The organism is Mycobacterium sp., assembly GCF_036488105.1.
Taxonomy (GTDB): domain Bacteria; phylum Actinomycetota; class Actinomycetes; order Mycobacteriales; family Mycobacteriaceae; genus Mycobacterium.
On sequence record NZ_DASXHW010000082.1, the window covers coordinates 92589 to 103346 of the forward strand.

The 10758-nt window shown below is 62.8% G+C and carries 9 protein-coding genes; 6 read left to right on the plus strand and 3 right to left on the minus strand.

The features are described from left to right. The first annotated feature begins 100 nt into the window (after positions 1-100). The 3 genes from VGH54_RS04730 (at position 101) to VGH54_RS04745 (ending at position 4077) form a co-directional block, all read left to right on the plus strand. Positions 101-1552: a catalase gene (locus VGH54_RS04730; RefSeq protein ID WP_331510780.1), complete on the plus strand. Its 1452-nt coding sequence runs from the start codon at positions 101-103 to the stop codon at positions 1550-1552. Between the two features lie 861 nt (positions 1553-2413). After that, complete coding sequence (locus tag VGH54_RS04740) at positions 2414-3211, plus strand: PE-PPE domain-containing protein (protein WP_331510781.1); 798 nt, start codon at positions 2414-2416, stop codon at positions 3209-3211. 83 nt (positions 3212-3294) lie between these two features. Beyond that, complete coding sequence (locus VGH54_RS04745; protein WP_331510782.1) at positions 3295-4077, plus strand: SDR family oxidoreductase; 783 nt, start codon at positions 3295-3297, stop codon at positions 4075-4077. Here VGH54_RS04745 and VGH54_RS04750 read toward each other — a convergent pair. After that, entirely contained in the window at positions 4070-4708 is a 639-nt protein-coding gene (locus VGH54_RS04750; RefSeq protein ID WP_414688639.1) for a TetR/AcrR family transcriptional regulator, read from the minus strand. The two genes, VGH54_RS04745 and VGH54_RS04750, sit on opposite strands and share 8 nt — an antisense overlap. Before the next feature lie 114 nt (positions 4709-4822). On the opposite strand from VGH54_RS04750, the gene VGH54_RS04755 reads away from it, so the two are divergent. The 3 genes from VGH54_RS04755 to VGH54_RS04765 all read left to right on the plus strand — a co-directional run bounded on the left by VGH54_RS04755 (position 4823) and on the right by VGH54_RS04765 (position 9273). Further along, positions 4823-5848: a Rieske 2Fe-2S domain-containing protein gene (locus VGH54_RS04755; RefSeq protein WP_331510783.1), complete on the plus strand. Its 1026-nt coding sequence runs from the start codon at positions 4823-4825 to the stop codon at positions 5846-5848. A gap of 5 nt (positions 5849-5853) precedes the next feature. Beyond that, complete coding sequence (locus tag VGH54_RS04760; protein WP_331510785.1) at positions 5854-6933, plus strand: dihydrodipicolinate reductase; 1080 nt, start codon at positions 5854-5856, stop codon at positions 6931-6933. Positions 6934-7095: 162 nt separating this feature from the next. Continuing rightward, positions 7096-9273 (plus strand): glutamine synthetase III, encoded by a 2178-nt coding sequence (locus VGH54_RS04765; RefSeq protein ID WP_331510786.1) that lies wholly within the window; start codon positions 7096-7098, stop codon positions 9271-9273. Between the two features lie 37 nt (positions 9274-9310). Here VGH54_RS04765 and VGH54_RS04770 read toward each other — a convergent pair whose 3' ends face one another. Together VGH54_RS04770 and VGH54_RS04775 are read right to left on the minus strand one after the other, a co-directional pair. After that, the gene (locus tag VGH54_RS04770; protein ID WP_331510787.1) at positions 9311-10282 is read right to left on the minus strand and encodes an aldo/keto reductase; all 972 of its coding nucleotides are present in this window, start codon (positions 10280-10282) and stop codon (positions 9311-9313) included. A 34-nt stretch (positions 10283-10316) separates the two neighbouring features. Further along, positions 10317-10523 (minus strand): hypothetical protein, encoded by a 207-nt coding sequence (locus VGH54_RS04775; RefSeq protein WP_331510788.1) that lies wholly within the window; start codon positions 10521-10523, stop codon positions 10317-10319. Between the last annotated feature and the right edge of the window lie 235 nt (positions 10524-10758).

Here is a 10758-nt window from a genome sequence, read left to right on the forward strand (position 1 = left end):
TTCTGTAGCCCGAGGGTCGATATTTGGCGCTCGTTGCGGGTACCACTACCGGACAGCAGCCCCGCAGCCCTGGGGCCGCTGCGCGACGAGGAGGTACTTCATGACTGAGCGTTACACCACGACCGACGGCGGCGCACCCGCGCCCAGCGACGAACGATCGCTGACTGTCGGGCCGGATGGTCCAATCCTGCTGCAGGACCACTACTTGATCGAGCAGATGGCGCAGTTCAATCGGGAACGCATCCCGGAGCGCCAACCGCACGCCAAGGGCGGCGGGGCGTTCGGCCACTTCGAGGTGACCAACGACGTCAGCAAGTACACCAGGGCCGCGGTGTTCCAGCCCGGCACCAAGACCGACACTCTGATTCGCTTCTCTACCGTCGCCGGTGAGCGGGGCAGCCCAGACACCTGGCGCGATCCGCGGGGGTTCTCGCTGAAGTTCTACACGTCGGAGGGCAACTTCGACATGGTCGGCAACAACACGCCCGTCTTCTTCATGCGGGACCCGCTGAAGTTCCAGCACTTCATCCGCTCCCAGAAGCGCATGCAGGCAACGAACTTGCGCGACCACAACATGCAGTGGGACTTCTGGAGCTTGTCACCGGAGTCTGCTCACCAGGTGACCTGGCTTATGGGCGACCGCGGTATCCCCAGGAACTGGCGACACATGAACGGCTACAGCAGCCACACCTACAGCTGGATCAACGCAGCCGACGAGATTTTCTGGGTGAAATACCACTTCATCAGCGATCAGGGCATCGAGTTCCTGACCCAGGAAGAGGGCGATCAGCTGGCCGGCGAGGATGGCGACTACCACCAACGCGACCTCTACAACGCGATCGAGGGTGGTGACTTCCCGAGTTGGACGCTGAAAATGCAGATCATGCCGTTCGAGGAAGCCAAGACCTACCGGTTCAACCCGTTCGACCTGACCAAAGTGTGGCCGCACGGCGACTACCCGCTGATCGACGTGGGCAAGCTGACGCTCGACCGCAATGTCACCGACTACCACACCGAGATCGAACAGGCCGCTTTCGAGCCGAACAACATCGTGCCCGGCACCGGGCTGAGCCCTGACAAGATGCTGCTGGCCCGCGGCTTCTCCTATGCTGACGCGCACCGCGCCCGGTTGGGAACCAACTACAAGCAGATCCCGGTCAACACCCCCCATGTGGAGGTCGACAGTTACTCCAAAGACGGCGCGATGCGGATCAAGAACGTCACCGATCCGGTGTATGCGCCCAATTCCTACGGTGGCCCGCACGCGGACGCGGCGCGCGCCGCCGAGGTGCGCTGGCAGGCTGATGGCGAGATGATCCGTGCCGCCTACACACTGCGCAAGGAAGACGACGACTGGGGGCAGGCCGGAACCCTGGTGCGGGACGTGCTCGATGACGACGCGCGGGATCGGCTGGTGCACAACATCGTTGGCCATGTCTCCAAGGGTGTGAAAGAGCCGGTCCTGTCGCGGGTTTTCGAGTACTGGCGCAATGTGGACGCAGATCTCGGCAAGAAGGTTGAGGAGGAATTTCGAGCCGGCTCAACGAGTTAGCGGCCGCTTGCTTAGCTGTTTCCGCGTCAGCGGCGTGTTATTTCATTGTGCGGCAAGCCCTGTCGCGAGGTGACCCTCGAAGCGGCTGCCGGCACGGAAGCTCACTGCGGCAAGGTTGAAATCCAAAGTTCTGCAAGCAATGTCCATGACTGCCGGCGCCAAGCGCGTCGCCGAGGGATTCAAGGCAACCGGTGGCGTTGTGCACGGCGCCGATGTGATCGAGCGACGACTACTGGGGGTCCGTTCCTGACGGGACGGGGTACGGCGGCGGAATCGCCGCCGATTCGTGGGGCCTCGTCGTCCAAGAATCGATCCGCTGCACCGGAGTGACCGTGGTTGCCCACGACATGCCGTGACGGCAGAACACGCCCGGTGATCTGAGGGAGATGCGGGCGGCGGCCGTTGCTCGCCCGGTTCCCACCATCAGGTCAGAACCGCATCGCACGGCCGCTTGGCGTTACCTATGAATTTCTCAGACTGCCGAACAGCCGGACAAGAACGGGCTACCGTAACTTCCGTCGTCTTCCGCGACTGACTTCGACGCCCAGGGTCAGGGGAGAGTATTACCCCCGATTTTCCGCACGACGTGTATCGGTTCGCGCAGGTGCGCGTCCGGTGGCCGCAGCCGGCCACATCGCGTTGTCGCGAGCACGCGGGCACGGCGGATCGACGACACGGAGTCCAGCTGGTATTCGGCCCCAAGTCTGGCCCCAGCGCCATGCGATATCCGCCCACCAAAAAGAGCTTTCAGCTCAAGATCGGAACCGCCCGATGTATGTGAACACCGCTACCTCTCAAGCCAGCGGAGCGTAGTCAATGAAAAAGGCAATTGTCAGTGCACTTGTTGCCGCACCAACGCTCATGGCCGGAGCGGCCTATCTCACCCCGACACACAATGCCCAACACGTCGACTACAAATTGGTCGACGAAGCACTAGTCATCATTCCGGTCGACAACCCGGAGTACGCGGACGCCGCCGCGAATCTGTACCTCCATGCGGCAGGTTTCACCGTTGACCCCGGCTACAGCAACGTCGCCACGCTCGATATGCCGGAGGTTGTGCCGGGCGGCACGTTGAATGACGCGATTAACCAGGGCGTGGCATCACTGGTAAGCACCGTAGAAGCTGACTACAACGCCGGTGACATGGCCGATGGTCCGCTTTATGTCTTCGGCTACTCACAGAGCGACGTCGTCATGGGAATGGCCGAACAGCAGATCGCCGCCTACGACAACGGCGCCATAAAGCCAGACGACCTGCACTTTGTCATGGTGGGCGACAGTGCATCGGCTGAAGGTGGATTCCTGACTGCATTTGTCGATGAATTCCCAACATCGTGGCAGCCGTACATCGTCGACATGTTCAAAGCATTCGGCGCCGATGTCGTGCTGGGACAGGTAACGCCCGACAGTTACTACCCGACCGACGTCTACGCGCTGTCCGGGGATGGATGGACGAATTACGACTACGGCCTCAACGACGCGGGCCTATTGAGCGACCACCTCGAGTACCTTGGCTTGACGGCGCAAGAAATCGCATCCGCGGGCGCTCCAGTAGTAGACGGCTTGACCAATTACTTCACCATCCAAGACTCGATGGTCAACAGCCTCGAAGCGTTGTGGACGCAGCTCCAAATCGCGGGCAGCGTGCTTTTCTGAATACCTGCAAGACAATCCGGTCCTGCCGCTAGGCTGCCTGGCTGGGCGACACTCACGTCGCCTCGTTCCAGCAGGGGGAATCGATGGCAGGTCGGTTGGCGGGCAAGGTCGCCGTCGTCAGTGGCGGCGCCCGCGGCATGGGCGCATCGCATGTTCGGGCGCTCGCCGACGAGGGCGCCAAGGTGGTCTTCGGCGACATCCTGGACGCCGAAGGTGAAGCGGTCGCCAAAGAAGTTGGCAGCGCGACCCGTTACATACACCTCGATGTCACCCAACCCGACGATTGGGAGCGTGTCGTCGCCACCGCGGTCGAAACGTTCGGCGGCGTCGACATCTTGGTCAACAACGCCGGCATCATCAACGTCGGCCTGATCGAGGAATACGAACTCTCGGAGTGGCACCGCATTCTCGACATCAACCTGACCGGTGTCTTCCTCGGTATCCGAGCGGTCGTCGGGCCGATGAAGGCGGCCGGGCGCGGATCGATCATCAACATCTCGTCGATCGAGGGAATGGCCGGCACCATCGCCTGTCACGGCTACACCGCCACCAAGTTCGCCGTGCGCGGCCTGACGAAATCCACGGCTCTGGAGTTGGGGCCCAGCGGAATTCGGGTCAACTCGATCCATCCGGGATTGATCAAGACACCGATGACCGAATGGGTGCCCGACGACCTCTTCCAGACCGCACTGGGGCGTGCCGCCGAGCCCAGGGAAGTCTCCAGCCTCGTCATCTACCTGGCCAGCGACGAGTCCAGCTACTCGACTGGTTCGGAGTTCGTCGTCGACGGCGGGTGCACGGCAGGCCTGGGTCACAAGGACTTCTCCGCGGTCGAGACCGAGCAGCAGCCCGAGTGGGTCACGTAGGACGCGAGTGCTCCAAATAGGTTGCCAGCGCGTTGGTTAGCCCTCGGCGGGCTTCATCGAGGTCGGCGTAGGAGCCGAGCTGACGCTCAGACACCAGACCGCGCATCGCACCGGGAATCAGGGCAGCCACCTCGCGCACCCTCTTCTGGTCGACGCCCAGACCGGCGAAAGCGCGCTGGCAAGTGTCCTGCCAGCTTTTGCCCCACGAGAACAGTTCGGCCGCGGTGCGTGGGTAGAGCCGCTCCAGCTCGTCGGGTTCGCGGGGGAGTGCGGCCCGCAGATTCTCGATCGCACGCGAATCCCGTGACGCCAGACCGTGATACAAGGTGTCGATGATCGCGCCGACCCGGTCGCGCAGGGGCGCCTCGGGTTCGGCACTGGTGAACGCCGACATCGTCTTGTCACGGCGCTCGGCGGTGCGATGCAAGACGGCGGCCCAGAACCCGTCGACGTCGCCGAACTGATACTGCACCGCGCCCCAGGTGGCGCCGCTTTCCTTAGCGATGCGACTGGCCGACACCGCGCCCGGATCGCCGGAAGCCAACGAGCGCACCGCGGCGTCCAGCATCGCTTCGCGGGTGGCCAGGCCACGCTTATTACTGCGCCGCTGCTGCACGTCCGCGGGAGCCATGCACTGGATGGTAGCCGACTTGCGTGAATTTCATAGAACCCACTATGAATTTTCGGCCGGGGGCATTAACATCCAATGTCGTCGGCCCGAGACCAACAGGAAGGATCCGCTGACATGGCTAGACCGCCGCTGTCGATGAAGCCGACCGGCTGGTTCCAGGTTGCCTGGTCCGACGAGATCGGCGTGGGCGACGTCCACAGAATGACCTACTTCGGTCAACAGATGGTCGCCTGGCGCGCCGAGTCCGGCCAGCTCACCGTGATGAACGCCTTCTGCGAACACCTCGGCGCGCATCTGGGCTTCGGCGGCAAAGTCGTCGGCGAGATTCTGCAATGCCCGTTTCACGGATGGCAGTGGAGCCACGAGGGTCGCAACGTCTGTATTCCGTATCAGGATCGCCCGAACCGGGGCCGGCGTATCCGCACCTATCCGGTCGTGGAGCGCAACGAGTCGGTCTACATCTGGCACGACGTCGAGGGCCGTGAACCCTTCTTCGAGGCGCCGGATATCTTCGCCGGATTCAACGACGGCAGCAGCGCCGACGGCTACTACCCGCAGCAGCGGCTGTATCGCGAGCGACTGGAGATGCACCCGCAGTATGTGCTCGAAAACGGCGTCGATTTCGCGCATTTCAAGTACGTGCACAACACGCCGATCGTGCCCGTCTTCACCCGCCACGACTTCGCCGAACCGGTCTCTTTCGTCGACTTCACCATCACCTTCGAAGGCGACGACAACCAGAAGATCGAGGACATCGACAGCCGGGTGGAAGCCATCAACGGTGGTTTGGGCATTGCGGTGACCAAGAGCTGGGGCATGATCGACAACCGGACCATCTCGGCGATCACCCCGGTGGACGAGTCCACCTCCGACGTCCGATTCATGGTCTATATCGGCCGAACACCGGGCAAGGACACCGAGCGCGCCGAAACCAAGGCGCGCGAATTCGGGGAAGAAGTGATCCGCCAATTCGAGCAGGACGTCGAAATCTGGCGGCACCAGCGGTACTCGGATCCGCCCGCGCTGGCGACCGCTGAATACGAGGGCTTCACCGCAATTCGCAAGTGGGCCAAGCAGTTCTATCCCGACGGCATCGGTGGCAGCGCCGCCGAAGTGTACGCCGCATCTCAGAAAGGCTGATCCGAATGAATGCACCGCTGCGCGTGTTCCAAGTGGCCACCGGCAACGTCGGTTCGGAGATGATCAAGCGGATCGCGCTGCGCCCGGATCTGGAACTCGTTGGCGTGCACTGTTACTCGCCGGATAAGGTCGGCAAGGACAGTGGTGAACTGGCCGGCGCGGCGCCCAATGGTGTCAAGGCCACCGGCAGTATCGAGGAGATCATCGCGGCCAAGCCGGACGTGCTGACCTTCCATGGGGTGTTTCCCGACGAGGACCTCTACGTCAAAGTGCTTGAGGCGGGCATCAATATCGTCACCACCGCGGACTGGATCACCGGGTGGCACCGCGACACCAACCACCCGCACCCGTCCGGCAAGCCGGTGAGCCAGCTTCTGCAGGAGGCCTGCGAGAAGGGTGGCGCATCGTTCTACGGCACGGGCATGAACCCCGGGCTGAATCAGATTCTGGGCGTGGTGTGTTCGGCCGACGTCGCCGAAATCGAGAACGTCACCACGATCGAATCGGTGGACGTCTCCTGCCATCACTCCAAGGACACCTGGATCGAGGTCGGCTACGGCCTTCCGGTCGACGATCCCGAGATCCCGACGAAGCTGGAGAAGTACACCCGGGTATTCGCCGACAGCGTTCTGATGATGGCCGACTGCTTCGACCTGCCGCTGGACGAGGTGAAATTCAGCTATGAGCTAGGCGCCTGCACGAAGGACGTGGACCTGGGCTGGTACACGTTGCCCAAGGGATCACTGGGTGGCAACTACATCAAATATCAAGGAATGGTGGACGGCGTCCCGCGCGTCGAGACGCATCTGGAGTGGCAGATGACTCCGCACACCGACCCGAGCTGGCATATCAAGGGCTGCTACATCACCCAGATCACCGGCGACCCGCGTGTTTACAACAAGCACATGATCTTCCCCAAGCCCGGTGTGGATCTGTCCAATCCGGCAAACTTCGCGTCTATCGGAATGACCGTGACGGGCATGCCCGCGTTGTCCGCCATTGCCGGCGTAGTCGCGGCACCCCCGGGATTGATGACCAGCGCTGACCTGCCGCTGCGCGGGTTTGCCGGCCGTTTCAAGCTCTAGGGCCCGACCAATCGCGCGAGCGGGTCCATCTGTCCGGAATATTCACGGTGCACGCGAAGAGTTTGACAGCGACGTAACATTCCCGGAACCGACCGTCCCTAACGTCAGCCGCACAACGGTCTGACAATTCCGATGCGATGCATCGTGGCGATAGGGGCTCGATTGAGCGGCAACGCAGTACGCCTGGCGGCAATTACCAACGTAGAGGCGTACGTGCCTCCTGCTATCAGCTTTGATCCAGGTGAGACGCCGGGCCAGGTCTTCGGCTCCAACGTCTTCACCAAAGCAGAGATGCAGGCACGGCTACCCAAAGCCGTGTACAAGTCGATCGTTGCGACGATCGACAAGGGCGCCAAGTTAGACCCCGCCGTTGCCGACTCCGTCGCAGCTGCCATGAAGGACTGGGCGCTGGAGAAGGGCGCCACCCACTACGCCCACGTCTTCTACCCGATGACCGGCCTGACCGCCGAAAAGCACGACAGCTTCCTGGAACCCGTCTCCGACGGCCAGACGCTGGCCGAATTCGCCGGCAAGACGCTTATCCAGGGTGAGCCCGACGCCTCCAGCTTCCCGTCCGGCGGTCTGCGCAGCACCTTCGAAGCGCGCGGCTACACCGGCTGGGACGTCACCAGCCCGGCGTACATCCTGGAAAACCCGAACGGCAACACGCTGTGTATCCCGACGGTGTTCGTCTCGATGACCGGTGAAGCGCTCGACTTCAAGACACCGCTGCTGCGCAGCCAGCAGGCCATGGGCGTGCACGCCGAGCGCGTCTTGAAGTTGTTCGGGCACAAAGACCTCAATCACGTCGTGTCATTCTGCGGCCCTGAGCAGGAGTACTTCCTGGTCGACCGGCACTTCTTCCTGTCCCGCCCGGACCTGATCAATGCCGGCAGGACCTTGTTTGGCACCAAGCCGCCGAAGGGCCAGGAGTTCGACGACCACTACTTCGGCGCGGTCCCGGAGCGTGTCCTCGGTTTCATGATGGACACCGAGCGCGAGCTGTTCAAACTCGGTATTCCCGCCAAAACCCGGCACAACGAGGTGGCCCCCGGCCAGTTCGAGTTGGCGCCGATGTTCGAGCGGGCCAACATCGCCTCCGACCACCAGCAGCTGACGATGACTGTCTTCAAGACGATCGCCAAAAAGCACGGCATGGAATGTCTGTTTCACGAGAAGCCATTCGCCGGCGTCAACGGATCGGGTAAGCACGTCAACTTCTCGATGGGCAACTCAGAGCTGGGTTCGCTGCTGGTCCCGGGCGACACCCCGCATGAGAACGCCCAGTTCCTGGTGTTCTGTGCCGCGGTGATCCGCGCCGTGCATAAGTTCTCCGGGTTGCTGCGGGTTTCGGTCGCGTCGGCCACCAACGACCACCGGTTGGGTGCCAACGAAGCGCCGCCGGCCATCATTTCGATCTTCCTCGGCGAGCAATTGGCCGACGTGTTCGAGCAGATCGCCAAGGGCGCCGCGACCTCATCAAAGGGCAAGGGCACCATGATCATCGGGGTCGACACCCTGCCGCCGCTGCCGACCGATCCGGGTGACCGCAACCGCACCAGCCCGTTCGCGTTCACCGGCAACCGGTTTGAGTTCCGGGCGCCCGGCTCCGGGCAGACGGTTGCGGTGCCGCTGATCGTGCTCAACACGATCATGGCGGACTCCTTGGACTACATGGCAACGAAGCTGGAGAAGGCCATCGAAAACGGTGAGGACTTCGACAAGGCAGTGCAGGCGCTGCTTACCGAGATCATCACCGAACATGGCGACGTGGTGTACAACGGCGACGGCTACTCGGAGAAGTGGCAGATCGAGGCGGCCGAGCGCGGCTTGCCGAACCTCAAGACCACGCTGGACGCCGTGCCGGAGCTGGTCAAGCCGGAAGCGGTCGAACTCTTCGAGAAGTACGGGGTGTTCAGCGAGCGCGAGCTGCACAGCCGCTACGAGGTGCGTTTGGAGCAGTATGCGCTGACCATCGCCGTTGAGGCCAAGCTCGCATTGGAGATCGGCTCGACGATCATTCTGCCGGCCGCGATCCGTTACCAGACGGAGCTAGCCCAGAACGTCGCGGCGCTGAAGGCGGCTGGCCTGGCAGCGAGTATCACTGCACTGGAGGCGGTTTCGGCTCCCATCACTGAGCTCGAGGCGGGCCTGGCAACGCTGAAAGCAGCGCTGTCCGACCATTCGGCGGAGTCGGTGCTGGACGAGGCCAAGCATGCACAGCACGAGCTGCTGCCGGCGATGGACACGATCCGGACCGCCGCCGACGCACTGGAAGGCATTGTGGCCGATGATCTCTGGCCGCTGCCCACCTATCAGGAGATGCTGTACATCCTCTAGAGCGGTCGACCAACTCGTGAGCTTGCGCTAGCGGAGCTCAGTGCAAGCCGAGTCGCTCCCGAACCATGTCGGCCAAAAACCGCTTCGTGGACACCGGGTGGAAGTTGAGGGCGGCGTCGGTCAGTGCCTTGCGGGAATCCGCACTCAGCTCGATATCGGCTGCGGCGACATTGAATTCGAGCTGCTCGACACTGGATGCCCCGGGAATGGCGACGACGTTGGGCAGGCTGATCAGCCAGGCCAGCGCCACCTGCGCGGGCTTGGCGTCGACGTCCTTGGCAACGTCGCGCAACGTCTGCAGCAGCGGCTCGATCCGGCGCAAGTTCTCGGTATCGAACAGCGAGTTGATCGCGCGAACGCCGCCGGGCCGGTTCTCCACGCCGTACTTGCCGCCCAGAAGTCCTTGGGCCAGTGGGCTGTAGGCGATCACCACGCGGTTCTGCTGCTCGGCGAACGGCACCAGACCTTTGAGCGCCTGCGGGTGGGCAAGTGAGAAATGCACCTGGTTGCTGATGACCGGTCGCCCGAGTGCGGAATCGGCCTGCTTCCATCGAGACAGCGAGTAGTTCGAGACGCCTGCGGCGCCGATCGCACCGCTGTCGAGCAGGTCGCGCATGCCCGGCATGATCACCGAATCGGGGACGACCGGGTTGGGTTGGTGAATCTGGTAGAGCGGGATGTGCTCGAGCTGTAACCGCCGCGCGCTGGCACGCTCGCGTTGTTTCACTACCGCGGGAAACGGCGCGACCGGGAAGATCTTGCTGGCCACGGCAACCTGGTCGCGCTCGTCGCCAAGTGCGTCGCCGAGGATCCGCTCGCTCTTCCCGAGCCCGTATACCTCGGCGGTGTCGAAGAAGGTGACGCCCAAAGCGCGTGCGCGATGGACGATGTCGCGTGCGGGGCCGGAGGCGTAACTGTCGCCGTAACCCCATTCGCGGGATCCGAACTGCCAGGTGCCCAGTCCGATCCGGCTGACTCTGCCGATGCCGTCTACGTCCAGATACTTCATCTGGCTCACGGTACTGACCGCGACGGCGCGGCGCTCAGGCCACGGCGTGGTGCTTCTCGAGCACCTCTAGGACTTCACTGCTCTGGACGACGTCTTCGTGCCGGCAAAGCTCACGCAGCTCGTCGACGACGGTCTGCAAGGTGTCAAGACGCTCCGACGCTTGAGTCAGCGTGGCAAGCCAGTTGTCGTAGTCACGCTCGTCGTAACCAATCTCCGCTACTGGGAAATAGGCCAAACTCATGGCGGTCACGCTCCTGAATCCAGGGTGCCCTTGCGCACCGAATCTGCGATTGTCCGCAGCGATTAGCCCGTTCCAAACGTGTCTAAACTCACTAATTCACGCCCCGCCAACTATCCGGAGCCCACGTCTGAGACCCCGGATATGGACGCGAGTATGGAAGGCGGGAGTGGCTGCGATTACGCTGAGCCTGCGGCGGGCGCGTTACAAGAAAGGGCGAAAATGTCACGGACGGTGG

Bases quoted from the DNA above. Each gene is read 5' to 3' on its own strand.
- VGH54_RS04760 (WP_331510785.1), top strand. From the start codon at position 5,854: ATGAATGCACCGCTGCGCGTGTTCCAAGTGGCCACCGGCAACGTCGGT.
- VGH54_RS04740 (WP_331510781.1), top strand. From the start codon at position 2,414: ATGGCCGGAGCGGCCTATCTCACCCCGACACACAATGCCCAACACGTC.
- VGH54_RS04775 (WP_331510788.1), bottom strand. From the start codon at position 10,523: ATGAGTTTGGCCTATTTCCCAGTAGCGGAGATTGGTTACGACGAGCGT.
- VGH54_RS04755 (WP_331510783.1), top strand. From the start codon at position 4,823: ATGGCTAGACCGCCGCTGTCGATGAAGCCGACCGGCTGGTTCCAGGTT.
- VGH54_RS04730 (WP_331510780.1), top strand. From the start codon at position 101: ATGACTGAGCGTTACACCACGACCGACGGCGGCGCACCCGCGCCCAGC.
- VGH54_RS04770 (WP_331510787.1), bottom strand. From the start codon at position 10,282: ATGAAGTATCTGGACGTAGACGGCATCGGCAGAGTCAGCCGGATCGGA.
- VGH54_RS04750 (WP_414688639.1), bottom strand. From the start codon at position 4,708: ATGGCTCCCGCGGACGTGCAGCAGCGGCGCAGTAATAAGCGTGGCCTG.
- VGH54_RS04745 (WP_331510782.1), top strand. From the start codon at position 3,295: ATGGCAGGTCGGTTGGCGGGCAAGGTCGCCGTCGTCAGTGGCGGCGCC.